General features: G+C 73.5%; 24 protein-coding genes. 5 read left to right on the forward strand and 19 right to left on the reverse strand.

Features of this window, described 5'->3' with window-relative positions; translation table 11 throughout:
* Positions 1 to 5 precede the first annotated feature (5 nt).
* Positions 6 to 959 carry a GlxA family transcriptional regulator gene (locus tag J3P41_RS16605; RefSeq protein ID WP_210651601.1) on the forward strand — a complete coding sequence of 318 codons (954 nt, stop codon included), beginning with the start codon at positions 6 to 8 and terminating at the stop codon, positions 957 to 959.
* Between the two features lie 69 nt (positions 960 to 1028).
* On the opposite strand, the gene J3P41_RS16610 is transcribed toward J3P41_RS16605, so the two are convergent.
* The 10 genes from J3P41_RS16610 to J3P41_RS16655 all read right to left on the reverse strand — a co-directional run bounded on the left by J3P41_RS16610 (position 1029) and on the right by J3P41_RS16655 (position 16004).
* Positions 1029 to 2168 carry a uroporphyrinogen-III synthase gene (locus J3P41_RS16610; protein ID WP_210651603.1) on the reverse strand — a complete coding sequence of 380 codons (1140 nt, stop codon included), beginning with the start codon at positions 2166 to 2168 and terminating at the stop codon, positions 1029 to 1031.
* Complete coding sequence (nirD, locus tag J3P41_RS16615) at positions 2165 to 2557, reverse strand: nitrite reductase small subunit NirD (RefSeq protein ID WP_210651604.1); 393 nt, start codon at positions 2555 to 2557, stop codon at positions 2165 to 2167. The genes J3P41_RS16610 and nirD overlap by 4 nt, the downstream gene beginning before the upstream one ends.
* Positions 2554 to 5175, reverse strand: coding sequence for a nitrite reductase large subunit NirB (gene nirB, locus J3P41_RS16620; protein ID WP_246862354.1), 2622 nt, complete (start codon positions 5173 to 5175; stop codon positions 2554 to 2556). Before nirB ends, nirD begins: the two co-directional genes overlap by 4 nt.
* Positions 5176 to 5298: 123 nt before the next feature.
* Complete coding sequence (locus tag J3P41_RS16625; RefSeq protein ID WP_307862043.1) at positions 5299 to 6705, reverse strand: FAD-dependent oxidoreductase; 1407 nt, start codon at positions 6703 to 6705, stop codon at positions 5299 to 5301.
* Positions 6698 to 8770 (reverse strand): molybdopterin oxidoreductase family protein, encoded by a 2073-nt coding sequence (locus J3P41_RS16630; protein WP_210651605.1) that lies wholly within the window; start codon positions 8768 to 8770, stop codon positions 6698 to 6700. The genes J3P41_RS16625 and J3P41_RS16630 overlap by 8 nt, the downstream gene beginning before the upstream one ends.
* Positions 8770 to 10239 carry an MFS transporter gene (locus J3P41_RS16635; protein ID WP_210651606.1) on the reverse strand — a complete coding sequence of 490 codons (1470 nt, stop codon included), beginning with the start codon at positions 10237 to 10239 and terminating at the stop codon, positions 8770 to 8772. The genes J3P41_RS16630 and J3P41_RS16635 overlap by 1 nt, the downstream gene beginning before the upstream one ends.
* A gap of 97 nt (positions 10240 to 10336) precedes the next feature.
* Positions 10337 to 12025 carry an ABC-F family ATP-binding cassette domain-containing protein gene (locus J3P41_RS16640; protein ID WP_210651607.1) on the reverse strand — a complete coding sequence of 563 codons (1689 nt, stop codon included), beginning with the start codon at positions 12023 to 12025 and terminating at the stop codon, positions 10337 to 10339.
* A 363-nt stretch (positions 12026 to 12388) separates the two neighbouring features.
* Positions 12389 to 14506 (reverse strand): xanthine dehydrogenase family protein molybdopterin-binding subunit, encoded by a 2118-nt coding sequence (locus tag J3P41_RS16645; RefSeq protein ID WP_210651610.1) that lies wholly within the window; start codon positions 14504 to 14506, stop codon positions 12389 to 12391.
* A complete protein-coding gene (locus J3P41_RS16650) occupies positions 14503 to 15504 on the reverse strand; it encodes a xanthine dehydrogenase family protein subunit M (protein WP_210651612.1) in 1002 nt (333 codons plus the stop codon). Before J3P41_RS16650 ends, J3P41_RS16645 begins: the two co-directional genes overlap by 4 nt.
* Entirely contained in the window at positions 15501 to 16004 is a 504-nt protein-coding gene (locus tag J3P41_RS16655; RefSeq protein WP_210651614.1) for a 2Fe-2S iron-sulfur cluster-binding protein, read from the reverse strand. Before J3P41_RS16655 ends, J3P41_RS16650 begins: the two co-directional genes overlap by 4 nt.
* Before the next feature lie 112 nt (positions 16005 to 16116).
* Between J3P41_RS16655 and wrbA the strand changes: the two genes are divergently transcribed.
* A complete protein-coding gene (wrbA, locus tag J3P41_RS16660) occupies positions 16117 to 16707 on the forward strand; it encodes an NAD(P)H:quinone oxidoreductase (RefSeq protein ID WP_210651616.1) in 591 nt (196 codons plus the stop codon).
* A 119-nt stretch (positions 16708 to 16826) separates the two neighbouring features.
* On the forward strand, positions 16827 to 17150 hold the full coding sequence (locus tag J3P41_RS16665) for a helix-turn-helix domain-containing protein (protein ID WP_210651617.1): 324 nt from the start codon (positions 16827 to 16829) through the stop codon (positions 17148 to 17150).
* A gap of 53 nt (positions 17151 to 17203) precedes the next feature.
* On the opposite strand, the gene J3P41_RS16670 is transcribed toward J3P41_RS16665, so the two are convergent.
* The 6 genes from J3P41_RS16670 to J3P41_RS16695 all read right to left on the reverse strand — a co-directional run bounded on the left by J3P41_RS16670 (position 17204) and on the right by J3P41_RS16695 (position 21922).
* Complete coding sequence (locus J3P41_RS16670) at positions 17204 to 17806, reverse strand: ClpP family protease (RefSeq protein ID WP_210651618.1); 603 nt, start codon at positions 17804 to 17806, stop codon at positions 17204 to 17206.
* Positions 17803 to 18417: a ClpP family protease gene (locus J3P41_RS16675; protein ID WP_210651619.1), complete on the reverse strand. Its 615-nt coding sequence runs from the start codon at positions 18415 to 18417 to the stop codon at positions 17803 to 17805. Before J3P41_RS16675 ends, J3P41_RS16670 begins: the two co-directional genes overlap by 4 nt.
* Before the next feature lie 131 nt (positions 18418 to 18548).
* Complete coding sequence (locus J3P41_RS16680) at positions 18549 to 19826, reverse strand: glycoside hydrolase family 16 protein (protein WP_210651620.1); 1278 nt, start codon at positions 19824 to 19826, stop codon at positions 18549 to 18551.
* Between the two features lie 136 nt (positions 19827 to 19962).
* On the reverse strand, positions 19963 to 20697 hold the full coding sequence (locus J3P41_RS16685; RefSeq protein ID WP_210651621.1) for a SigB/SigF/SigG family RNA polymerase sigma factor: 735 nt from the start codon (positions 20695 to 20697) through the stop codon (positions 19963 to 19965).
* A gap of 132 nt (positions 20698 to 20829) precedes the next feature.
* On the reverse strand, positions 20830 to 21567 hold the full coding sequence (locus J3P41_RS16690; protein ID WP_210651623.1) for a TetR/AcrR family transcriptional regulator C-terminal domain-containing protein: 738 nt from the start codon (positions 21565 to 21567) through the stop codon (positions 20830 to 20832).
* Between the two features lie 61 nt (positions 21568 to 21628).
* Complete coding sequence (locus J3P41_RS16695; protein ID WP_210651624.1) at positions 21629 to 21922, reverse strand: hypothetical protein; 294 nt, start codon at positions 21920 to 21922, stop codon at positions 21629 to 21631.
* Positions 21923 to 22024: 102 nt separating this feature from the next.
* On the opposite strand from J3P41_RS16695, the gene J3P41_RS16700 reads away from it, so the two are divergent.
* Both J3P41_RS16700 and J3P41_RS16705 read left to right on the forward strand, forming a co-directional pair.
* Positions 22025 to 23488, forward strand: coding sequence for a YdiU family protein (locus J3P41_RS16700; protein ID WP_210651625.1), 1464 nt, complete (start codon positions 22025 to 22027; stop codon positions 23486 to 23488).
* 41 nt (positions 23489 to 23529) lie between these two features.
* Positions 23530 to 23838, forward strand: coding sequence for a hypothetical protein (locus J3P41_RS16705; RefSeq protein ID WP_210651626.1), 309 nt, complete (start codon positions 23530 to 23532; stop codon positions 23836 to 23838).
* A gap of 27 nt (positions 23839 to 23865) precedes the next feature.
* Here the strand turns inward: J3P41_RS16705 and J3P41_RS16710 are convergent, their stop codons facing one another.
* The 3 genes from J3P41_RS16710 to J3P41_RS16720 form a co-directional block, all read right to left on the reverse strand.
* Positions 23866 to 24078 (reverse strand): hypothetical protein, encoded by a 213-nt coding sequence (locus tag J3P41_RS16710; RefSeq protein WP_210651627.1) that lies wholly within the window; start codon positions 24076 to 24078, stop codon positions 23866 to 23868.
* Positions 24075 to 24320, reverse strand: coding sequence for a hypothetical protein (locus J3P41_RS16715; RefSeq protein ID WP_210651628.1), 246 nt, complete (start codon positions 24318 to 24320; stop codon positions 24075 to 24077). Before J3P41_RS16715 ends, J3P41_RS16710 begins: the two co-directional genes overlap by 4 nt.
* A 357-nt stretch (positions 24321 to 24677) precedes the next feature.
* Positions 24678 to 24971 carry a DUF3253 domain-containing protein gene (locus J3P41_RS16720; protein ID WP_210651629.1) on the reverse strand — a complete coding sequence of 98 codons (294 nt, stop codon included), beginning with the start codon at positions 24969 to 24971 and terminating at the stop codon, positions 24678 to 24680.
* Positions 24972 to 25029: the final 58 nt, after the last annotated feature.

Raw genomic sequence — 25029 nt, forward strand, 5'->3', positions numbered from 1 at the left:
CCAGGATGCGGATCGCTGTCTACGCCTTCGACGGCATCACCATGTTCCACCTCGCCGCGCCGCTGCTGGTCTTCGGCGAGGTGGGTCGCCAGGGCCTCGCCGAGGGGTGGGACCCGGTCGTGTGGACCCGGGACGGCCGTGGCATCCGGACCGTCGAAGGTCCCCGGGTGGAGAATGTGAAGGGGCCTGCGGCGGTCGATGAGGCCGACCTGGTGGTGCTGCCGTCCTGGCCGACCGATCTACCTGCCGCTGACGCGGCTCTGGCCGGCAGGATCCGTGCCGCGCAGGCCCGAGGCAGCCGCGTAGCAGGCTTGTGCCTGGGCGCCTTCCCCGTGGTGGACAGCGGCGTGCTCGACGGCCGCGAGGTCGTCACCCACTGGGGCGCCGCCGAGGAGCTCGCACGACGCCGCCCCCAGGTCCGGGTCGACCCAGCAGCGCTGTACCTCGACCACGGCGACGTCCTCACCTCAGCGGGCACCGCCTCCGCGATCGACGCCTGCTTGCACATCGTTCGCTCGCAGCTGGGATCTGCCGCCGCCGCAACCGTCGCCCGCAACCTCGTCGTGGCTCCACACCGCGAAGGCGACCAAGCGCAGTACGTCGACCGCCCGATGCCCCTGCCCGGCGGCGTCGGGCACCTGGGGCCGACCATCGACTGGGCGCTGGCCCACCTCGATCGACAACTCACGGTCGACGACCTCGCACACCACGCTCGGATGAGCAGGCGTCACTTCACCCGCCGTTTCGCCGAGGTCACAGGGACCACCCCGGCGCGTTGGGTGATGGGCCGGCGCCTGGACGAGGCGCGACGCCTCCTCGAGACGACGACCTGGCCGGTAGCCCGCATCGCCACGGCCTGCGGGTTCACGAGCGTGGTGACGTTCCGGCAGAACTTCGTCGCGACCTACGCCACGACCCCCACCTCCTACCGCCAGCGCTTCTCGCTTCCTTCGACGTGACACCAGGCCTGCCGGTGCGGCGGCGCCCTCTGATCGGGCGGGTGAGGTCCGCACCCATGCGCGCGAGTCCTACTCTCCGGGGGTCCGCACGGCCGGCTCCACCGCCAGGCGATAGCCGCGCTTCACGACCGTCACGACCGCCTTGGTGCCGATGGCCGCCCGGAGCCGGGCCACCGCCATCTCGACGGCGTGCTCGGACCCCGCCTGCCCGCTCGGCAGCGCCGCCAGCAGGGCGCGCCGCGAGACGACGAACCCGGGGTTCACCAGCAGGGCGTTGAGCACGGCGAGCGGCGCGGCGGAGAGCTCGACCGGCACACCGTCGAGCAGCAGCGAGTCGGTGTGGACGATGAGCGTCCGGCCGTCGGCGAGGCGTACGTCGACTCCGTCGCGGCGGGTGGGCAGCTCGACCTCGAGCTGCTTGACCATCCCGGCCAGGCGCGAGCGGTCGGGGAAGATCGTGGGCACGCCCCACATCTCGAAGGCCGCCGCGGTCACCGGGCCGACGCACGAGGCGACGACGTCGGACTGGAAGGCCGAGATGGTGTCGTCGCGCCGGCCGACCGAGTAGGCGGCCTCCATCAGCGCCGCGACGGCCGGCGCGGAGGTGAAGGTGACGGCGTCCAGCCGGCGGTCGGCGATGAGGTCGATCATGGCGAACATCGGCTCCGGGTCGTCGGCCGAGGCGACACGGTAGATCGGCACGGTCACCACCGACGCGCCCAGGCGGCGCAGCGCGTGCGCGGCCATCGACAGCGACTGGCCGTGCTCCTGCACGACGATGCGCTTGCCGGTGAGGTCGCGGCCCCGCAGGTGGGCCAGCACGTCCTCGAAGCACTCGGACTCCGGCGCCCACAGCTCGCGCAACCCGTGGCGCCGCAGCACGCCGACGCTCTTCGGACCGCGGGCGAGGATCTCGGCCCGGCCGAGCGAGGCCACCAGCTCGTCGTACATCCCGGCGTCGGTGGCCGCCTCCAGCCAGGTGCGCATGCCGATCCCGGTGGTGGCCAGGAACAGGTCCACCGGACCCGCCATGACCTCCCTGGTGGCGGCCAGCAACTCGTCGAGGTCGACGTGGTTGGGCTCGAGGGACAACGCGGCCGCCCACTCCACCTCCGCGCCCCGGCGCCTCAGCAGGGCCACCTGCTCGTCGGCCTTCCGGGCGGCGGTGACCCCGATCCGGAACCCCGCGAGCGGTCGGGCCGCGCTCACGCGCCCTCCCGTGCCGCGTCGGCCAGCACGGGGCCGACCAGCACGGGGCCGACCAGCACCGTGCCGTCGACCACCGAGACGGCGTACGCCGGCACGCCCACCGACTCATCGTCGAGGCACCGGCCGGTGCGCAGGTCGAAGGCCTGCTTGTACATCGGCGAGCTCACCACCGGGACGTCGCCGCGGCTGCCGACGATGCCGCGCGCGAGCACCGACGCCCCGCTGAACGGGTCGATGTTGCCGAGGGCGAGCACCTCTCCGTCGTAGGTCCGGAAGACCGCGACCGGCTCCCCGCCGACCAGCACCGCGACGCCGCCCTCGAGCGGGATGGCGTCGACCCGGCACACCGGGGTCGCGGTCGGCTGCTCGGCGTCCACGGAGGTCCTCATGCCGGCGCTCCGACCGGGATCCGCGCGGGCAGGACCGGCTGGATCTGGTCGCGCTCGGTCGTGAAGGCGATCGACGGGTCGGGGGTGTCCGGCGCGTTGACGAACGAGACGAAGCGCTCCAGCTTGGCCGGGTCCTCCAGTGTCGCTCGCCACTCGTCCTCGTAGCCGCCCACGTGCCGCGCCATCTCGGCCTCGAGCTCGGCGCCCAGGCCGAGCGAGTCGTCGACCACGACCGAGCGCACCCGGTCGAGCCCGCCGTCGAGGTGCTCGATCCAGGTGGAGGTGCGCTGGAGCCGGTCGGCGGTGCGGACGTAGTACATGAGGAAGCGGTCGAGGTACGACACCAGCGTGGGGGTGTCGAGGTCACCGGCGAGCAGCCGCGCGTGGGCCGGCGTGGCGCCGCCGTTGCCGCCGACGTAGAGGTTCCAGCCCTTCTCCGTCGCGATGACGCCGAAGTCCTTGCCGCGGGCCTCGGCGCACTCGCGGGCGCAGCCGCTGACGCCGCCCTTGAGCTTGTGGGGGCTGCGCAGGCCGCGGTAGCGCAGCTCCAGCGCGATCGCGAGGCCGACCGAGTCCTGCACCCCGAAGCGGCACCACGTCGACCCGACGCACGACTTCACCGTGCGCAGCGACTTGCCGTAGGCGTGGCCGGACTCGAAGCCGGCGTCGACCAGCCGCCGCCAGATCGCGGGCAGCTGCTCCATCCGGGCGCCGAAGAGGTCGATCCGCTGACCGCCGGTGATCTTCGTGTAGAGCCCGTGGTCGCGGGCGACCTCGCCGATGACGATGAGCTTCTCGGGCGTGATCTCGCCGCCGGGGATGCGCGGCACCACCGAGTAGGTGCCGTTGCGCTGGATGTTGGCGAGGTAGGCGTCGTTGGTGTCCTGCAGGCCGGCCGTCGCCGGCTCCAGGATGTGCGTGCTGGTCTGGCTGGCCAGGATGCTCGCGATCGCCGGCTTGCAGACGTCGCAGCCGCGACCGGTGCCGTGCGCCTCGACGATGTCGTCGAAGCGCCGGTAGCCGTGCACCGCCACCACGTCGAAGAGCTCCTGCCGGGTGAGCCGGAAGTGCTCGCACAGCCCCTTCTCCACGACCTTGCCGACACTCGCGAAGTGGTCCTCGATGATGCTCTTCACCGTCGGCACGCACGACCCGCAGGTGCTGCCCGCGCGGGTGCACTGCTTGACCGCCGCGACGTCCTCGCAGCCCTGCTCTGCCACCGCGTGGAGGATGTCGCCCTTCGACACGTCGTTGCACGAGCAGACCTGGGCCTCGTCCGGCATGCCGAGCCGGACCCCGCCGCCGACCGGCAGGATCAGCTGCTCGGGGTTGTCGGGCAGCGCGATCCCGCTGCTCACCATCGGCCGGAGGACGCCGTACGCCGACGCGTCGCCGACCAGGATCCCCCCGAGCAGCCGGGTGCCGTCCTCGCTGACCACGAGCTTCTTGTAGACGCCGGCCACCGCGTCGGCGTACGTCAGCTCGAGCGCGCCGTCGGTCGTGGCGAACGCGTCGCCGAAGCTCGCGACGTCGACACCGAGGAGCTTCAGCTTGGTGGACATGTCGGCGCCGGTGAAGGTGCCGGGGCCGTCGAGGAGGGCGTCGACGACGACCTCGGCCATGGCGTAGCCGGGGGCGACCAGGCCGTACATCCTGCCACCGGGCGCGGCGCACTCGCCGACCGCGAAGATCGCGGGATCGGCCGTGCGGCACTGCGCGTCGACGAGGATCCCGCCACGCTCGGCGACCCGGAGGTCGCACTCGCGGGCCAGCGCGTCGCGCGGCCGGATGCCGGCGGAGAACACGACGACCTGCGCGTCGACGACCTCGGTGGGCGCGCCCGCCTCGGTCCCCGCCTGCCGCATCCGGAGCCCGGTGACGGACTCCGCGCCCTCGATCTCCTCGGTCACCACGCCGGTGTGCACGGTGACGCCGAGCCTCTCGACGTGCCGGACCAGCGTCGAGCCGGCCGCACCGTCGAGCTGGACGGGCATCAGGCGAGGGGCCATCTCGACGACGTGGGTCTCCAGGCCGAGCTGCACGAGCGCGTTGGCGGCCTCCAGACCGAGCAGGCCGCCACCGATCACGACCCCGCTCGTCGCGGCCACGCCGGCGGCCCGGATCGCCTCGAGGTCCTCGATGGTGCGGTAGACGAAGCAGCCGTCCTTGCCGCGGCCCTCGACCGGCGGGACGAACGGCGCCGCGCCTGTCGCGAGGACCAGGACGTCGTAGTCGTGGACGGTGACGGCACCCGGGTTCGCGAGGAGGTCACCGACGGCCGACGGCGGCGAGACCACGGTCACCGTGCGTGCCACGCGGTCGATCTCGGTCACCACGCTGTCCAGCACCAGGCGCACCCGCGGATCGTCGTACTCGCCGCCCGGCAGCAGCGACAGCGCCTCGGCCCCCTGGCCGAACCAGCTGGTCAGCGCGACCCGGTCGTACGCCGCGCGCGGCTCCTCGCCGAAGATCACGACGTCGTGGGTCTCGGTGAGGCCGCGCTCGATCGCCGCCTGGGCGAACCGGTGCCCCACCATGCCGTGCCCGACGACGACGATCCGCTTGCGTGCGGCCGTGCTCATGTCCTTGCCCATGCCCTTGCCCTTGCCCTTGCCCATGTCGAGGACGGTAGGAAGTCGATGTTGTCGGCGGCCTCGCCCAATGTTTCGGGGAGGAAAACTGGCCGGCACGGCCTCACGGACGCCTCCCGTGAGTCCGGGGGTGTCGGTCAGCGGCCCGGGTCAGGTCGCAGCGGACAGGGTGCCCACGAGCCGGCGTACGACGTCCGCGCAGCCCCCGCAGCCGGTGGTCGCGCGAGTGACGTCGGCGCACTCCCCCATCGAGCTGCACGCCCGGATCTCGCCGGCAGTGACGCCTGCGCAGGCGCAGACCTCGGCGTCGTCGGGCAGGGGCGCGGGAGCGTCGGCGGGTTCGGGGAGCAGGAGCCGGCCCGGCTCGTCCGGACCGAGCAGGGTGCCGCGATCGTAGAGCTGGGTGATCAGCCCGACGCGGGACAGGTTTCCGACGAGCGCCGCCGCCACCACCCGGCCGCCGTGCAGGACGAGGCGGCGGTGCGAGCCGGCGATCGGGTTGGTCACCTCGACGACGTCGCCGTCCGCGCCCTCGGCGTCGCCCAGGACGGCGACGTCGAGTCCCGTGGCGCGCAGCCGCGCGACGCTGCGCCGGCCGTCGTACTCCGCGTCCTCGCCGCGCAGCACCCGGGCGAGCACCTCGGCCTGCTCCCAGGCGGGTGCCACGAACCCGGTCGTACGACGGCGGTGCTCGGCGCAGTCGCCGATGGCGTGGATGCGGTCGTCGGTGACGCTCGCGAGCGTGCGGTCGACCACGACGCCGCGACCGACCATCAGGCCGGCGCGGCGGGCCAGCGCGGTCGACGGACGGCCTCCGGCGGTCAGCACGACGAGGTCGGTCGACAGCACCGCACCGTTGTCGAGGTGGAGCCCGGCGTCCGTCAGCCGGACGGCGCGCGCGCCGGTGTAGACAGCGGTCCCGAGCCGGCGCAGGTCGCGGGCGAGGACGGCGCCCGCGCGCGGTCCCAGCTGGCGGGCCAGGAGGTGGTCGGCGCCCTCGACGACCTCGGTCGACACCCCGCGCACGGACAGCGCGCGGGCGACCTGGAGGCCGAGCAGGCCACCGCCCACGACGACGGCTCTCGGTGCGTTTCCGGCGGACAACCCGTGCTCGACCAGCGGACCCAGCGCCGCGTCGAGCCGGTGGCAGTCGCCGAGGCTCCGGAAGGGGTGGACCCGCGGGTCGAGCGTGCCGTCGCGACGGACCAGGCCGCGCACCGGCGGGAGGCTGGGGATCGAACCGCAGGCCAGCACGAGCCGGTCGAAGGCGATCCGCTCCCCGTCGACGAGGACGACCTCCGAGGCCGTCCGGTCGATCTCGAGCACCCGCGCCCCGAGGCGGAGTTCGAAGCCCTGCGCCGCGAACCAGGCGGGCGAGCGGAGGGTCAGCGCGTCCGCGGGGTGCGTCCCCTCGAGCACGGCCGAGAGCAGGATCCGGTTGTACGGCGCGTGGTGCTCGTCGGCGAGCACGGTCAGTCGGACGTCGGCGCCGACCAGCGACTCGGCCAGCCGGGCGGCCGCCATGCCACCGCCGACCACGACGACGCGCTCAGGCACGGGCGACCGGGTCTGGTGAGGGTCGCTGCGCGACCTCCTCGACGCGCGCGAGGCGGGCCGCGCACACCTTGAACTCCGGCATCCGCGAGGCCGGGTCCAGCGCGTCGTTGGTCAGCCGGTTGGCGCCGACCCAGTGGAACGGGACGAAGACGGTGTCGGGGCGGATCGTCGGCACCACGCGCGCCGGCGCGCTCATCGTGCCGCGGCGCGTCGACACCCGGAGCGGGTCACCGCTGTCGACACCGAGGCGTGCGGCCAGCAGCGGGTGCACCTCGATGAACGGGCCGTCGTCGGGGAGCGACCGGACGCGGCGGGTCTGGGCCCCGGACTGGTACTGCGCGAGCACGCGGCCGGTCGTGAGGTGGACCGGGTAGTCGGCGCAGGGCTGCTCGGCGGCGCCGCGGTGCTCGACGGCGTACATCCGGGCTCGGCCGTCCGGGTGCGCGAAGGACTCGGCGAAGAGGCGCTCGCCGCCCCAGAACACGCCGCCCTCGTCGCGGATCCGGTCGTAGGTGATCGCGGAGTAGTCGGCCGGCCCGCCCGCCGACGCGCGCCCGAGCTCGGCGAACACCTCCTCGGGGTCCGTGGAGAACGGCACCGACGACAGCCGGGAGGCGAGGCCGGCGATGACGTCGAGGTCCGAGCGCACGCCCGGAGGCGGGGTGATCGCCCGCTGGCGCAGCACGACGCGACCTTCGAGGTTCGTCATGGTCCCGGTCTCCTCGGCCCACTGGGTGACGGGCAGCACGACGTCCGCCAACGCCGCGGTCTCCGACATCACCACGTCGCAGACCACGAGCAGGTCCAGCGACTCGAGGCGCTCGGTCACGTGGGTGGCGCGGGGCGCGCTGACCACGATGTTGGACCCCATCACCAGCAGCGCGGACGGCCCGCCGGGGGTGCCGAGCGCGTCGAGCAGCTCGTACGCCGACCGCCCGGGGCCCGGCAGCGTGTCGGGGTCGACGCCCCACACACCGGCCACGTGGGCGCGGGCGGCGGGGTCGTCGATGCGGCGGTAGCCCGGCAGCTGGTCGGCCTTCTGCCCGTGCTCGCGCCCGCCCTGGCCGTTGCCCTGGCCGGTGAGGCAGCCGTAGCCGGCACCGCGCTTGCCGACCATGCCCAGCGCGAGCGCCACGTTGATCCACGCGAGGACGGTGTCGGAGCCGGTGGAGTGCTGCTCGGCGCCGCGGGCCGTGAGCACCATGACCCGCGGCGATCCGGCGAGCATCGCCGCGAAGGCACGCAGCTCGTGCGCCTCGATCCCGGTCACCCGCTCGACGCGCTCGGGCCACCACGCGGCGACCGACTCCCGCACCTCCGGCCAGCCGGTCGTCCGCGCGGCGAGGTAGTCCTCCTCGACGGCGCCGCCGGCCACGAGCAGGTGCAGCACCCCGAGGGCGAGCGCCAGGTCGGTCCCGGGGACCGGCTGCAGGGTGAGGTCGGCGCGGTCCGCGGTCGGCGTACGGCGCGGGTCGACGACGACGACGCGACCGCCCCGCTCGCGGAGCCGGTCGAGGTGGCGGGCGGCCGGCGGCATCGTCTCGGCGAGGTTCGACCCGACGAGCACCAGCACGTCGGCCTCCTCGACGTCGGCGAGCGGGAACGGCAGCCCGCGGTCCAGCCCGAAGGCGCGGATGCCGGCCGAGGCGGCCGACGACATGCACCACCGGCCGTTGTAGTCGATCTGGGAGGTGCCGAGCGCGGCACGGGCGAGCTTGCCGAGCGAGTACGCCTTCTCGTTGGTGAGGCCGCCGCCGCCGAAGACCGCGACGCCGTCCGGCCCCCGATCGGCCCGGGCGGCCCGGAAACCCGCGGCGACCCGGTCCAGCGCGTCGTCCCAGGACACCGCCGACCACTCGCCGGTCTCCCGGTCGCGGACCAGCGGGGAGGTCAGCCGGTCACGACCGCCGTACAGCCCGGCCGCCGACCAGCCCTTGCGGCACAGCGCTCCCCGGTTGACCGGGAACTCCTCCCACGCCGAGACCTCAGGCACCCGGCGGCCCTCCAGCCGCATGCCGCACTGCAGCGAGCAGTAGGGGCAGTGGGTCTCGACCGCGGCGCCCATCAGATCTCCGCTGCGGCGAGGCCGTGCGCCCGCACGGGCCGACGCAGGTAGAGGGCCCACGTCATCAGCGCGCACAACAGGTAGTAGGCGGTGAAGACGGCGAACGCGCCGCGGGTCGCCGACAGCGGGTCGGCCACCCAGGGGGCGGAGAACGCCAACGGCACCAGGAAGCCGCCGACGGCTCCGACCGCGCCGATGACGCCGAGCGCGGAGGACGACTGCCGAGTGGCGGTGACGAGGGCTGCCGCACGCTCCGGCGTACCGGGTCGCGTGGACCGCTCCGCCGCTGCACGCCACAGCGACGGGATCATCTTGTAGACCGAGCCGTTGCCGATGCCGGTCGCGGCGAAGATGCAGAGGAAGAAGCCGAGGAACAGCGGGAACCACTCGGCGTTGCGGTGCGCGACGGCCGGGTCCGCGCCCGGGTTGGCGGTGAGCTGGGAGACGGTCCACAGCACGCCGAGGGTGAAGCCGGTCATCGCGCCGAACGCCGCGAGGGTCACCCGGGCACCGCCCCACCTGTCGGCGAGCCAGCCGCCGAGGGGTCGCGTGAGCGAGCCGACGCCGGCGCCGAGGAAGGCGTAGAACGCGAAGTAGATGCCGGTGCCCAGCGGCGCCGGCTCCGGCACCCAGAAGTTGAGCTTGATGAGCAGCGGCATCGCGGCCGAGTAGCCGATGAAGGAGCCGAACGTGCCGATGTAGAGCATCGACAGCAACCACGTCTGCCGCTGCTTGACGACCTGCATCTGCTCGCGCGGCGACGACGTGACCGTGCTGAGGTTGTCCATCCACAGCCACGCCGCGGCCGTCGCGAGCAGCGCCAGCCCGGCATAGACGTACGCCGCCCGCTCGAGGTGGATCCCGCTGCCCGAGGCCTGGACCAGGCCGAAGATCCCGGCGCCGCCGACCATGACCGGGAGCAGCAGCTGGATGAGCGAGACGCCGAGGTTGCCGCCCGCCGCGTTGAGCCCGAGCGCCGCGCCCTTCTTGTCCGAGGGGTAGAAGAAGTTGATGTTGGCCATGGACGAGGCGAAGTTTCCCCCGCCGACGCCCGCGGTCGCCGCGATCACGCAGAACACCCAGAACGGGGTGGCGGGGTTCTGGACCGCGACCGCGAACAGCAGCGTCGGGACGAGCAGCAGCAGCCCGCTGACGATGGTCCAGTTGCGCCCGCCGAACCGCGGCACCGCGAAGGTGTAGGGCAGCCGAAGCACCGAGCCGACCAGGTTGGGCACCGCGACGAGCAGGAAGAGCTGCTGGGCGCTGAACTCGAAGCCCTGCGCCAGCAGGAACGCCGACGACACGCTCCAGATCAGCCACACCGAGAAGCCGACGTGCTCGGCGAACACCGACCACACGAGGTTGCGCCGCGCCACGCTGCGGCCGGTGCTCTCCCAGAACTCGGGGTCCTCGGGACGCCAGTCCTCGATCCAGCGGCGGGTGCGACGGGAAGGGTTTCGCGTGCTCATGCGAGGAGCGTCCGCCCGGCGTGTGTCGTCCTGCGCCAGACGTGGTCACCTCGTGGTCACCATCTCCTCACAACCTCACGCGGCGTAGACATGCTGATCATCGATGAGGCGGACCCTCGCCGAGGGAGGCGCCCAGCTCGAGACGCGGCCACCCGCCCAGGTCGGCGAGCATCTGCCGGTCGTGCGTCGCCACCACGACGGCAGACGAGGTCGTCATCAGCGCCTGGGTGAGCTCGTCGACCAGGGCGATCGAGAGATGGTTGGTCGGCTCGTCCAGCATGAGGAGGTCGGGCCTGGAGGAGAGGCACATCGCCAGGTGCAGACGTCGCTGCTGGCCCTGGGACAGGCGTCCGACCGGGGTGCGCAGGGTGGCCGCGTCCAGCAGGCCCATGCCGGACAGTGACGGAGGCTGTCCCGGGCCGCCGGACGCCAGCAGCCGGTCCACGTGCGCTCGGTAGGTCTCGTGCGCGGTGCGGTCGGGGTTCCAGGGCGGCACCTCCTGCGACAGCAGCACCACTCGGGCTTCCCGGTGCACTCGGAGCTGTCCGTGTGTCGGCTCCAGCTGGCCGGCGAGCACGGCCAACAGCGTCGACTTGCCGGCGCCGTTGGGTCCGGTGATCAGCAGGCGGTCACCGCCGGTGAGGGACACGTCCACCGCACGCTCGAGGCGACCGGCCACGGTCAGGCCGCGGCCGTGGAGCACCGGTCGGCCGGTCCGGGTCGCCGCGTCCGGCCAGGACAGGCGCCGCGGCGGCTCGGGCACGGTGATGCGGTGCCGCTCCAGCTCCTCCACCCGCCGGTTGAACGCCTGCACCACCCCCGCCGTGCGGGTGGCGCGCTGGTGCTTGCCGGTCCCCTTGTCCGGGCGCCATCCGGTCAGCAGGCGCGCTCGGGCGTCGGCGGCAGCCTGCTCGAGCTGGGCGCGCTCCGCCAGCTGGGCGTCATGCTCCTGCTGCCACCGCTCGCGCTCGCGGCGACGCCCCTCGACCCAGCCGTCGTACCCGCCGGCGTAGTGGCGCGGCAGACCGTCGCGGCTCGGGTCGAGGTCGAGGAAGGTCGTGGCGACCTCGCGCAGCAGCGCCCTGTCGTGGCTCACCACGGCCAAGCCGCCGGGACGCTCGCGGAGGCGCCGGGTCAGGAAGTCGAGCGCGTCGGCGTCCAGGTGGTTGGTCGGTTCGTCCAGCAGGAGCAGGTCGGTGCTGGCGCCGAGCACGACGGCCAGGCGCACCCGGTAGCGCTGCCCGACCGAGAGCGTGGCCAGGCGTCGACTCCGGTCGGTGCACGCGCCCAGCCCGTCGAGGGCGAGGTCGATGCGCCGTTCGGCGTCCCAGGCGTCGAGGACGGTGGCGACCTCCAGAGCCTCGGCGTAGGCGTCCTCGGCTCCGGGCTCGCCGGCCGCCAACGCCACGGTCGCCGCGTCCAGTCGTTCGAGGGCGGCCAGGGAGTCGCCGACGGCGTCCCTGACCAGGTCCCCCACGGTCCGGTCGTCCGCGATCTCGAGGGTCTGCTCGACCAGGGCGAGCGTGCCGGTGCGCGACACCACGCCCTCGTCCGGGTTCAGGTCTCCGGCCAGGACGTGCAGCAGGGTCGTCTTGCCGCGCCCGTTCTCGCCGACCACGGCCAACCGCGAGCCGGCCGAGACCGTCACGTCGACGCCGGACAGGACGGTGCGCTCACCCAGGGACAGCGTCACGCCCTCGGCGCGCACGTGCGCCGCGGCGCCCGCCGGCCCGCGCGGCAGCGCGGCGGAAGACTGCGAGGGCAGGGAAGGGTCATCACGAAGCATGCGTGTTCTCTCAGCTCGTCAGGGAGCCGGGCAGCACGCGCGGCCGCCCGGCGCAGGGCCGGGACGGCGGACGAGAGGTTCAGTCGGGTTCGGCCGCCGTCAGCGGACGAACCAGGGCTTCGCGCAGAAAGTCATGGGCCGGACCGTACGGGACGCGGGCAGGGCGTCGCCAGCGGATTTCGGGGCCGTCGCGTGGGTGGCGGCGGCGCTGGGCCGGTGGGTGCCGCAGTTCAGCGTGCACGCGAGCGCGGCGACCCGACGACGCGCCGGGCTGCTCCCGGGACCCGACCGAGCCACCCGTCGCTCCTGACGCCCGGAGGGCCGGGCGGGCGGGCACCCATCGTCCGGGCCGTCCGGACGTTTCTACTCCAGGAAGTGGTCGGCGGTGAGCGGCAGCGAGCGCACCCGCGTGCCCGTTGCGTGGAAGGTGGCGTTGGCGACCGCGGCCGCCGTGCCCACGATGCCGATCTCGCCGATGCCGCGCGACCCCATCGGCGTGAAGGCCTCGTCGGACTCCTCGAGCCACTCGGCGTCGACGTCGAGCACGTCGGCGTGCGAGGCGACGTGATAGGTCGCGAGGTCCTGGGTCACGACGTGCCCGAAGCGGGGGTCGCGGTGCGACTCCTCGAACAGCGCCGCGGAGAGCCCCATGACCAGTCCCCCGACGAGCTGGGAGCGAGCCGTCCTCGGGTTGATCACCCGGCCCACGGAGTACACGCCGTGCAGCCTCGGCACCCGCACCTCGCCGGTCCAGCGGTTGACGCGCGCCTCAGCGAAGACGGCGCCGAAGGAGTGGAAGGCGTAGGCCTCGGATGCAGGGTCGTCGGCGGCGGAGGCCGTGGTGTGCAGCCCCGGGGCGGGTACGGCGCCGTGGTCGGCCCGGAACAGCTGCGCGGCCGCGACGATCGCGCTGCCCCAGGAGCTCGTCCCGGACGACCCGCCGGCGACCGACGCGGAGGGCAGGAGGCTGTCGGCGATGGCCAGCTCCACGTCCGTCGGGGCCACGTCGAGCGCGTCCGCCGCGATCTGGGTCAGCACCGTACGGGCGCCGGTGCCGATGTCGACCGAGCCGATCGCCACCTCGTAGCGGCCGCCCTCCAGCGAGGTCACCCGGGCGGTGTTGCCGGGCTGCTTCATGGCGGGGTACGTCGCGGACGCGACGCCGGTGCCGATCCACCAGTCCCCGTCCAGCCTGGCCCGCGGCTCGGGCGGACGGTCGGCCCAGCCGAACCGCTCCGCCCCGCGGCGCAGGCACTCGACCAGTCGCCGGTCGTTGAACGGCTTGCCGGTCTCCGGGTCGAGGTCGGGCTCGTTGCGCTCGCGCAGCACGATCGGGTCCAGACCGCAGGCGACAGCGAGCTCGTCCATCGCCACCTCGTGGGCGAACATGCCCGGCATCTCGCCCGGGGCTCGCATCCACGACGGGACGGCGACGTCGAGGCGGGCGAGCCGGTGGCTGGTGCGTCGGTGCGGCGCGGCGTACAGCATCCGGGTCGGCGACGCGGTCTGCTCCGCGAACTCGCGCACCACCGACGTCTGCTCCTGCACCGCGTGCTCGATCGCGGTCAGCCTGCCGTCGGCGCCGGCCCCGAGGCGCATGTGGGAGATCGTGGCGGTGCGGTAGCCGGTGAGGGAGAACATCTGCTGGCGGGTGACCGCCAGCCGGACCGGGCGTCCCCCGGTTGTTTGGGCGGCGAGCACCGTGGCCATGACGTGGGCGTGCGCCTCGCCCTTGCTGCCGAACCCGCCCCCGACGTAGGGCGCGCGGACCCGCACCTGGTCGGGCTCGAGCCCGAGCATCGGCGCCAGCGCCTGGACGACGCCGTGCACTCCCTGGGTCGAGTCGAACATCGAGAGGACCTCGCGGCCCTCGTGCTCGGCCCACCAGGCCACGGTGGCGTGCGGCTCCAGCGGGTTGTTGTGCTCGTAGGGCGTGCGGTACGTCTGCTCGACCAGGACCGGCGCCGACGCGAGGGCCGCGTCCACGTCCCCCTCGTCGGTGTCGGTCTCCATCGCCGGGTTGACCTTGTCCGGCTTGTACGTCGCGTTGTCCTCGCGCAGCTCGGCCTCGTGCGGCTCCGGCTCGTAGGACACCTCCACCAGCGCCGCACCTTCGCGGGCCGCCTCGGACGTCTCGGCCAGGACCAGCGCGACCACCTGGCCGCGGAAGCCCACCCGATCGTCCTGCAGGATCGCCAGCTCGCCGTTGTCGGTCTGCTCGAGGCGAGGCGCGTTCGTGTGGTCGAGCACGGCGGTGACGCCGGGATGGGCCAGCGCTCGCGACGGGTCCACCCGGCTCACCCGGCCCTTGGCGATCGTCGAGGTCACCAGCCACACGCTCAACGGCGCGCTCACCCCCTCGTCCGCACCGTGCTCGACGGCGTACGCCGCCAGCCCCGTGACCTTCTCCGGCCCGTCCACCCGGTCGAGCGAGGTGCCGATGGAGCGCGGGGCGATGCCGCGCGTGCGCTGCTCGGTCATCGCCGCACCTCCCCGGCCAGGCGCAGCAGCGTCATGGTCGTCGTGTTGCGCACCATCGCCACCTTGTAGGCGGTCCCGTCGTCGGTCGTGGCGGTGGCGAGCTCCTCGTCCACGGCCGCGCGGACCGCGTCCTCCTCGATGCCGCCGCCGGTCAGCGCCGCCTCGGCCCGGCGCGCGCGCCACGGCTTGTGGGCGACCCCGCCCCAGGCGATCCGTACCTCCCCCACCCGGTCCCCCTCCATGCGCAGCGTCGCGGCGACGGAGACGAGCGCGAAGGCGAACGAGGCGCGGTCGCGCACCTTGGCGTACGTCGACCGGGTGTCGGTGTCGACCATCGGCAGCTCGACCGCGGTGATGAGGTCGCTGGCCGCGAGGGTGGTGTCGGCCTCCGGGCGGTCGCCGGGCAGGCGATGCAGGTCCTCGAGCCGGATCCGCCGCTCACCCTCGACGCCGAGCACGACGACGGTCGCGTCCACGGCAGCGAGGCCGACAGCCAGGTCCGAGGGGTGGGTCGTCACGCAGTGGGCGCTCGCGCCCAGGATCGCGTTGTAGCGGGCGTAGCCGCCGAGCGCGGAGCAGCCGGTGCCCGGCTTCCGCTTGTTGCACGCGGTGGTGACGTCCTGGAAATAGACGCAGCGGGTGCGCTGGAGCAGGTTGCCGGCCGTGGTCGCCTGGTTGCGGATCTGGCCCGAGGCGCCGGCCAGCGTGGCCCGGGCGACCACCGGGAAGCGCGAGCGGACCACGGGGTGCGCCGCGAGGTCGCTGTTGCGGACGTTGGCTCCGATGCGCAGCACGGCTCCGTCCTCGCCCTCCACCTCCTCGACGTCGTCGAGCGGCAGCCGGCTGACGTCGACCAGCACGTCCGGGGCAGCGACGCCCAGCTTGAGGTGGTCGACGAGGTTGCTGCCACCGGCCAGGTACCTCGCCCCGGGGTGGCTCGACACCAGCTCGACGGCCTCCTGCGCGGACTCGGGACGCCGGTAGTCCAGCGCCCTCATCCGCGCGCCGCCTCTCGGACGGCGGCAAGGATGCCGGGATAGGCACCGCACCGGCAGAGGTTCCCGCTCATCCGCTCACGGATCTCCGCGTCGTCGAGGTCCACCTCGGCGGTGAGGTCCTCGGTGACGTGGCTGGGGTGTCCCTGCGCGACCTCGTCGAGCATGCCCACCGCCGAGCACACCTGGCCGGGCGTGCAGTACCCGCACTGGTAGCCGTCGTGCGTCAGGAACGACCGCTGCACGGGGTGCAGTCCGTCGCTGCCGAGCCCGGCCGCGGTGACGACCTCCGCGCCGTCGTGCGCCACCGCCAGCGCGAGGCAGGTGAGGTGCCGCCGCCCGTCGAGGAGCACCGTGCAGGTCCCGCACTGGCCGTGGTCGCACCCCTTCTTGGGCGAGATGACCTGCAGGCGCTCACGCAGCGCATCGAGCAGCGTGGTGCGCGTGTCGACGGAGAGCGAGTGCGTGGTGCCGTCGACCACCAGGTCGATCTCGATGTCCATGGTCAGGCCCGTACCCCGAACCACGCCGGGCATCCCGGGCTGGCCGACGTCGGCCGGATGCCCACCCTCGCGGACGGGGTGCACCGCCGGTGGCGTTGCTAGCGTCGACGTCATGACCAAGCTCGCGATCGTCTACTACTCCAGCTACGGCACCGCGCACGCCATGGCCTCGCGCCTCGCCGAGACCGCGCAGGCCCAGGGCGCCGAGGTGCGGCTGCGCCGCGTGCGGGAGACCGCCCCGGACGAGGTGGTGCAGGGCGTCGAGGCATGGGCCGCCCATGCCGCGTCCGTGGCCGACCAGCCCGTCGCGGAGCCCGACGACCTCGCGTGGGCCGACGCGGTCATCATGGGCAGCGGCACCCGCTACGGCCACGTCACCAGCCAGCTCCAGGCTTTCATCGACACGCTCGGCCCGCTGTGGCAGCAGGGCGACCTGGCCGACAAGGTGTACTCGTCCTTCACCTCCGCCTCGACGCTGCACGGCGGGCAGGAGTCGACGATCCTGGCCATGCACACGACCTTCTGCCACTTCGGCGGGATCATCGTGCCGCCCGGCTACACCGACCAGACGAAGTTCACCGACGGCAACCCCTACGGCGTCAGCGTCACCGCCGGCCCCGACGGGATCGACGACACCGCGGCCACGGCCCTCGACCACCTCGTCACCCGCGTCCTCACCGTCGCGCGGCGGCTCGAGGGCTGACGTCACGCCCGCCGGGCGTCCGCCCGAGCCTTCGCCCGAGCCCTTCGCCCGCGCCCCGAGCGGTTCCGCCCTGAGCAGAACGGCGTCGCATCGCGGCGCGGGAGGGCTAGGTTCGGTCCATGGGTGACATCCTGCGGTTCCCCGCACACCAGTCCGCTCACGACTCCGCGCCCGACGCCGGTGCGAGCGAGCCGGCGACCGAGCCGCTGTGGCGCGAGCTGGTCGGCCGCGAGCTGCACCGCCAGCGCCTGGGCCGCGGCGAACGCCTCGTCGACGTCGCGCAGCGCGCGGGCGTCTCGATGCAGTACCTCTCCGAGGTCGAGCGCGGCCTCAAGGACCCCTCGTCGGAGATGCTCCACGCCATCTCGGGCGCCCTCGGGCTGAGCGTGCGCGAGCTGGCTGGCCGCGCGGCCAGGGGCGACGTGCTCGCCCTGGCCGCCTGACCTCGGCCGCCTGACCCCGGCCGCCTGACCGCGCCCGCCTGAACCGGGCCGACTCACACCAGGGCGGGGCCCTGCTCGGTCAGCACGGTGTCGACCAGGCCGTAGTCGACGGCTGCCGACCCCGGCAGCACCAGCGTCCGGTCCGTGTCCTGCCGGATCTGCTCGGCCGTACGCCCGGTGTGCCGGGCCAGCACCTCCTCGAGCAGCAGCCGCACCCGGGCCACCTCGTCGGCCTCCAGGATCAGGTCGGGGATGGTGCCCCGACCCTGCGTCGCCGGCTGGTGCAGCACGACGCGTCCGTGCGGCAGGATCGCCCGTCTGCCCGGTGCTCCCCCGGCCAGCAGGACCGCGGCGGTCCAGGCCGCCTGCCCCACACACACCGTCTCGACCGCAGGTCTCACGAACTGCATCGCGTCGTAGATGGCCAGCATGGCCGTGATGGAGCCGCCCGGGGAGTTGATGTAGAGGTTGACGGGCAGCTCCGGGTTCTCCGAGGCGAGGTGGAGCATCTGCGCGATCACGGCGTTCGCGACCCCGTCGTCGATCTCCGTGCCGAGGTAGACGATGCGCTCCGACAGCAGTCGCGAGTAGAGGTCGAGCGTCCGCTCACCCCGCGGCGTCTGCTGCACGACGTAGGGGATCGGGTAGCCGCTCATCGCGCACCCGCCAGGCCGATGGTCCGCTGCCGCTCCGGGGTCACGTGGTCGAGGCTGCTGATCACGTGGTCGACGAAGCCGTAGGCGAGCGCCTGCTCGGCGCTGAACCAGCGGTCGCGACGGGAGTCCCGCTCCACGGTCTCGCGGCTCTGGCCGGTGTGCTCGGAGATGAGCCCGAGCACGGTGTCGCGGGTGTGCCGCAGGTCCTCGGCCTGGATCTCGATGTCCACCGCGGTCCCCCCGATCCCCGCCGAGCCCTGGTGCAGCAGGACTCGGGCGTGCGGCAGGGCGTAGCGCTTGCCGGGCGTGCCGGCCGAGAGGAGGAACTGTCCCGCGCTCGCCGCCATGCCCATGGCCAGGGTGCTCACGTCGTTGGGGATCAGTCGGATGACGTCGTGGATGGCCAGCATGGAGGAGACGGACCCGCCGGGCGAGTTGATCCAGAGACTGATGTCGGCGCGCGGGTCCTCCGCCGAGAGCAGCAGCAGCTGGTGCATCAGACGGTTGCCGTTGTCCTCGCGCAGCTCCTCCCCCAGCACGACGATGCGTTGGTGCATCAGGCGGCGGACCAGCTCGTCCTCGATGCGTTCGGATGTGGTGACGGTGCTCATGCAGCCATCGTGGCCGCGCGGCGCCCGCGACCACAGGGCGTTCTGCGCGCCGCGGATCGGCCCACGGCGGATCAGCCCACCGCGGATCTACGCACCCGAATCGCGCATCAACCGGGGATCGGACTCGCCGATCAGTCCGGAGACGACCGGTGCTCCGCGTCGGCCCCGGTCTCCCACACGCGGACCCAGTCGACGTACATGTGCTGGGGCAGGTGTCGCGCCTTGATCTTCGGGATCTCGTAGTCGGCGGCGATCAGGCTGAGGATCGGGAACTGGCGCACGTCGGAGACGCCCCTGCTCATCCGCGCCGACTCCTGGCCGTCGATGCGGAAGACGAGCGTGCGCGGCGTCCACTCCACGGAGAAGACGTGGTACCTCTTCGACCAGCCGTCGCGCCGGCTCGCCAGGAACGACGACTGGCGCGGGACCCAGCCGCCGGAGGAGATGCGCCGCCTGCCGTCGTAGCGGTGCACGAACGTGGCCAGGCCGCCCTGGGGATGGTCGTCGCCGAAGTACTCGACGACGTCGATCTCGCTGCCCAGGGCACCGGGGTACATGCCGCCGGCCGGCTGCAGCCAGAAGGCGCCGTGTTGACCGCGCAGGCGGTGGAACTTCACGCGCGCGGCCGCGACGCCGTAGCGGAAGGCGTACGACCCCTCCGTGCCGATGTGGCCGTTGAGGCGGTAGGCGAACCTGCCCGAGACCGCGTCGCGGCCCCGGATCCGGCACCGTGAGGTCGCGCTCGGGTCCTGGACGACGCTGAGCCGCACGGTGCCGCCACCGACGCGCACCGCGCTCGGATCTCCCTTGGAGCACGAGCGGCGACTGCCATGCACGTAGTCCCGGCCCCGGTGGTTCCACACCGGGTGCAGGTGCGAGCCGGAGAACTCGTCGGTCCAGGTCGCGTCGAGCCACCGGGCGGTGCTCACGGTGCCGCTCGTCAGCGGCGCGAGCCCCCGCGCGCCCATCGCCCGCACCCGGTAAATCTGGGCCTGTCCCCCGACCGCCGCCGTCGAGGCGAACTCGGCTCGCCCCCGGCCGTCCTGCTCGGTGGTGGCCACGACCGCCCAGGCCTCGCCCTGCTGCACCTGCAGCTGGACGCGGCGGCCGGCCCGCGCCGGCCGGATCGTGGCTGTGATGGCCGCCCTCGCGGCGTCGGGACTGGCCACCCCCCGCCCGTGCTGCACGATCTGAGGAAGCGCCTGGAGCCTGATCCGCTGCCCGGAGCCGACCAGCACCGAGACGCTCGCCGCCGGCTCGTCGACGGAGCCGGCGTCCGCGTCAGCGGCAGAGCTGCTACCGGGATCGGCGCCTGAGCCAGTGGCGGAGCCGGGACCGGCCCAGCCGACGAGGGTGATGGGCACGAGCAGCGCGAAGAGGCTGGCCGCGACGAGGCGTGAGGCTGACATGGAGGACCTTCGTTCGTGCCGGGTGAGGTGGACACTCGGCCGGGGGCTGAGTCGTACGAGTCATGTGACGCAGCCACCTGCACGTTGGTTGTCGCCGCTCGGGCGAGCGCACCGACGCCGCGCCGGCGGATCGCCTTCAGGCCGCCGAGGGCGGGTCGGCCAGCTCGGCGCGCAGCTCGGCCAGGATCCGCGTGAGCAGCCGGGACACCTGTGCCTGGGTCAGCCCGACGGCCTGAGCGATCTCCTGCTGGGTGCGGTCCTCGTAGAAGCGGAGGTGCACGATGCGGCGATCACGTGGGGACAGCCGGCGCACGAGAGGATGCAGCACGACCTGCGCCTCCGCCCTCTGGAACTCCCGGTCGTGCTCGCCCAGGAAGTCACCGAGCGACGTCGTGTCCTCCCCGACAGTGGCGTCCAACGACGTCGGGGTGAAGCACCCGTCCGCCGCCAGCGCCTCGACCACGTCAGTCAGCTCCGCGCCGAGGTGTGCCGCGACCTCGCTGGGACGCGGCGAGCGACCGAGGGTGAGGGCCAGGTCGTCGGAGGCGGTCGTGATGCGGGCCTGCAGCTCCTGCACCCGGCGCGGCGGGCGGATCGTCCAGCCGGCGTCGCGGAAGTGCCGGCGGATCTCGCCGCGGATGGTGGGAGCGGCGTAGGACATGAAGTCGTGGCCGATGTCGGGATCGAAGCGGTGGGCGGCCTTGGTGAGGCCCAGCAGCGCGACCTGCTCCAGGTCGTCGAGCTCGATGCCGCGGTTGCGGTAGCGGGCGGCCATCGACCGTGCCGCCGCCAGATGGGCGGTGATGAGGTCCTCGGGCGGGTGCCCGGCGGATCGGGCGGGGCGCTCGTGGACGACCGGTGCTGGACCCACGGTGGTGCTCCTTCCGTCCCGGGGAAGCGCGCTCACCGTGCTCCCCAGTAGGCGTCTTACGTTGTAAACCATGACGCAGGAGCACGACGGGTACCTCACCCCGAAGGATGGAGCGCGCGAGCGGAAGGAAGCTCAGTCGAGCGGCAGGTTGCGCGCGACCGTCATCCGGTCCAGCAGCGCCTCGAGCGCCTCCTCGAACTCCACGGCCGACCGGTCCTCGGACAGCGAGGCCCGCAGCCGGTGCACGGTCGGGTACGACTCGAGGCCGGGGTCGCTCGCCCGGTCGTCGAGCACGTCCAGCGGTCCCACGTCGGCGCCGTGCGCAGCGACCTCGAGCAGCAGGTGCCCGAGCAGGAAGCTGGTGTAGGCGCGGTATCCCTCGACGGCGGCGTCCTCGCTGAAGCCTTCGTCGAGCAGCGCGGACAGGAACGTCTCGACCCACTCGAGGCTGCGCAGCGGCGGGCGCAGCCACGGAGCCTCGGCAGGCCGGGACGCCACCAGCGGGAACGCCTTCGGGTGGGCCAGCGCCATGCGCCGGACTCCGTGGGCCAGGCGCTGGAGGAAGTCCTGCCAGCCGTCGCGCGGGACGTCCAGCACGACCGCGTCCGAGCGGACGTCGGCGACCAGCGTGTCCACCACCGCGTCCAGCAGCTCCTCCTTGCTGGGGACGTAGCGGTAGAGCGCCATCGCCTCCACGCCGAGCCGCTCACCGAGCCGGCGCATGGTCAGCCCGGGCAACCCGTGGGCGTCGATGAAGTCGAGCGCCGCCGCGACGATCCGCTCCCGGGTGAGCGGCTCACGTGACGGCGCCGGATCGCTGCCCGTCTCGTCGTCGCTGCCGGCGCTGTCGGCGTCCGGGTAGTCCTCCACCACGGGTCCTCACCACTTCCCCACGAGCGTGTGCTCACACCGTAGCGCCCGGTCGCCGGGGCTACTCGCCGGTCCGCGTCACCCCGAACATCAGCACCCGGCGGTCGACGTCGTAGTACACCGTCCGAGTGTTGCGCAGGGTGTCCTGGAGGTTGTCGGCGTCCTCCGCGGTCACCGTCAGCACCTCCTCCCACGCTCCCTCGTCGAGGACGAGCTGGAGCGTCCACACCCCTTCGCGGCCGCCCTCCCCGGCGGTCCACGAGAACTGGTAGTGGGTCAGCTGACGCACCCGCAGGCTGTCGTCGGTCATCCGGATGCCGGATCCGGTCTCCGGAGTCGTCTTGGGCCGTGCCATGGCGGTGTCCCTCCCTGTGGGGCTCCGTCCGGTGAGGGAGCCGGACCTCGTCCGTACCCGGCGCCCGCGGGCGGATACCCGGCACCGACGTATCGTCGAAGGGTGACCCCGGCCCAGGCCCCCACCCTCACCCTCGACAACCGATTCGCGCGCGAGCTGCCGGAGATGGCCCTCGCGTGGAAGGCGCACCAGTTCCCCGCTCCGCGCCTGCTCGCCCTCAACGAGTCCCTCGCGGCGGAGCTCGGGCTCGACCCGGCGTGGCTGCGGAGCGAGGAGGGGACGGGCCTGCTGAGCGGGAAGGTCGTACCGGAGGGCGCCACGCCGGTCGCCCAGGCCTACGCCGGGCACCAGTTCGGCGGCTACTCCCCCCGCCTCGGCGACGGGCGCGCGCTGCTGCTCGGCGAGCTGGTCGACGACGGCGGCCGGCTGCGCGACCTGCACCTCAAGGGTTCGGGACGCACTCCGTTCTCCCGCGGCGGCGACGGCTTCGCGGCGGTCGGACCCATGCTGCGCGAGTACGTCATCAGCGAGGCCATGCACGCCCTCGGGATCCCCACGACCCGCTCGCTCGCCGTCGTCGCGACCGGACAGACCGTCTACCGCGAGGAGGCCCTGCCCGGCGCGGTGCTGGCACGGGTGGCGAGCAGCCACCTGCGCGTCGGCACCTTCCAGTTCGCCCGGGCCACCGGTGACGTCGAGCTCCTGCGCCGGGTCGCGGACCACGCGATCGCGCGGCACCACCCGGGAGCCGCCGACGCCGAGCAGCCGTACCTCGCGCTGTTCGAGGCGGTCGTGGCAGCACAGGCCTCGCTGGTCGCGCAGTGGATGCTGGTCGGGTTCGTCCACGGCGTGATGAACACCGACAACGTGACGATCTCGGGCGAGACGATCGACTACGGCCCGTGCGCGTTTCTCGACGCCTTCGACCCGGCCACCGTCTACAGCTCCATCGACACCGGCGGCCGGTACGCCTACGGCAACCAGCCCGTCGTCGCGGAGTGGAACCTGGCCCGGTTCGCGGAGGCGCTGCTGCCGCTGCTGGCCGAGGACCAGGAGACGGCGATCGCGGTGGCCACGGAGGCGCTGGAGGGTTTCCGGCCACGCTACTCGGCCGCCTGGTCGGCGGGCATGCGCGCCAAGCTGGGCCTGGCGGGCCACGCGGACGACGCCGCCGTCTCGACCGTCGTGGGAGACCTCGTCACGCTCGCCCAGGACAACCGCGTGGATCACACCTCCCTGTTCCGCAGCCTCGGCGCCGCGGCACGCGGTGACGCCGAGCCGGCGCGCGGGCTGTTCCTCGACCTCGCCGGCTTCGATGCGTGGACGCAGCGCTGGCGCTCGCTCGGACCGGACGCCACGGCGATGGACCGCGTGAACCCCGTGTACGTCCCGCGCAACCACCTCGTCGAGGAGGCCCTCACCTCGGCCACCGCGGGCGACCTCGGTCCGTTCGAGCGGCTCCTCGAGGTGGTGGCCGCTCCCTACGACGAGCGCCCCGGACTGGACCGCTACGCGGACCCGGCGCCCGAGTCCTTCGGCACCTACCGCACGTTCTGCGGCACCTGACTCCGAGGCCGGTGTCCCACCTGGGGCGTAGCGTGCCGGGCATGGCGGGCGGCATGGGGCGAGGGCGTGGCGAGACCCTGGCGCAGCGCGTCGCCAACACCCGGGCCCGGTCGGCCGGCGCGCCGAGCGCGGTCACACCGGACCCGGCTCCGCCCGGCCCGGCGTCACCACCGCCCCCGCTCAAGCACGCGTGGTACGACGGTCCGCACGGGCGGCAGCCGGCCCTGCTGCTCGAGTGGCGCAACATCGAGGGTCACTACGACGGGCGGATCTGCGTCGCGGCGCCGGACGGGGACGGCTGGGCGCTCGTCGAGATGTGGGTCGACGGCGCCATGCTGGCCCCGGCCTGACGCTGCCCGGCTCCTGCCTACCGGACGTCAGTCCGGCGGCTCGTCCGGTCCCTGCCCGCTCGCGTTCGTGACGTCGGCGTGGGGATCGTCGCCGCGCCAGGGATCCGTCTCGTCCGGGTCGTCCGCGTCCTGGGGCCGGGCCACCTTCGTCTCCAGCTCGTCGACGATGGCGCGGGCCCGGCCGGGGCGCGCAGTGGGGTCGCTCGGCTGGCCACCGCCTGCTCCCCCGTCGGTCGTCACAGCCGGCTGACCAGACGGGCGACGTCGCGGCGCAGCATCCGGGTCAGGAGCGCCGGCCGCGGCGCGGCCGACCGCTCGCCGGCACCGGGGCCCTGCAGCTCGAGCGCCAGCTCGTCCGCGGTCGGGCGGCGGCCGTGGCGGCGGATGAAGTGGTGGACGGCGCAGTGCTCGTCGGGAGACAGCGCCATGGGCCCGTAGCCCGGCACAGGGTCTGGTGTCGGGTCGGGTGCAGCACGCCTCATGGCGATCCCCTTGGCAGAGAGGAGGACGACGCCCTTGCTCAACGTCGTTCTCGGCAGTACCCCATCCGGGGCCGCTCACACACCGCTGCGGGGACCTTCACGCGCCGAGGTGGACCAGCAGCCCGTCGACGATGCGCCGCCCTGCTCGTGGGAACCGGTCCCGCAGCCCCTGCCCGCGAGCCGGGGCGCCGACACTCGCCTGGTGCTTCATCACGGTATGTCGGCCGATGGGCACTTCCCCAGGCGAGTTGCGCTGGGGAAGTGCCCATTCGCCTACATACCGTGATGGATAGGCAGCGGGACAGGCAGCGGGATAGGCAGCGGGGTTGGGGCGGGTTCTGAGCGGGCGTCGCCGCCTCATCGCCGGCGGATCCGCACCGGTCCCCGAGCCGTGGCGACGTCGACCACCCGGCCGCGCTGCGTCACCTCGACCTCGCCGCGCTCGACCAGTCGACCGGCTGCGGCACGGGCCGCCGGCATGAGGTCGCGCCAGGCGTCGCCGTCGCCCTCCTCCCCGCCGGTCCCGCCCGCCTGGGCCACCGTTCGAGCGGCCTCGGAGGGGCAGATGGTGGCGCTGGGTGCGCGATGCTCCAGCAGCTCGAGGATGGCCTCCTCCAGCTGCTGTCCCACGCCGGGCGAACCTGGGTCCATCTGTCCAGTCTGCCGCACCGAGCGTGGGACGGCCCTGTTTCACTGGGCTCACCAGCCC

The organism is Nocardioides sp. SYSU D00065 (assembly GCF_017916425.1).
In the GTDB taxonomy this organism is placed as follows: Bacteria; Actinomycetota; Actinomycetes; order Propionibacteriales; family Nocardioidaceae; genus Nocardioides.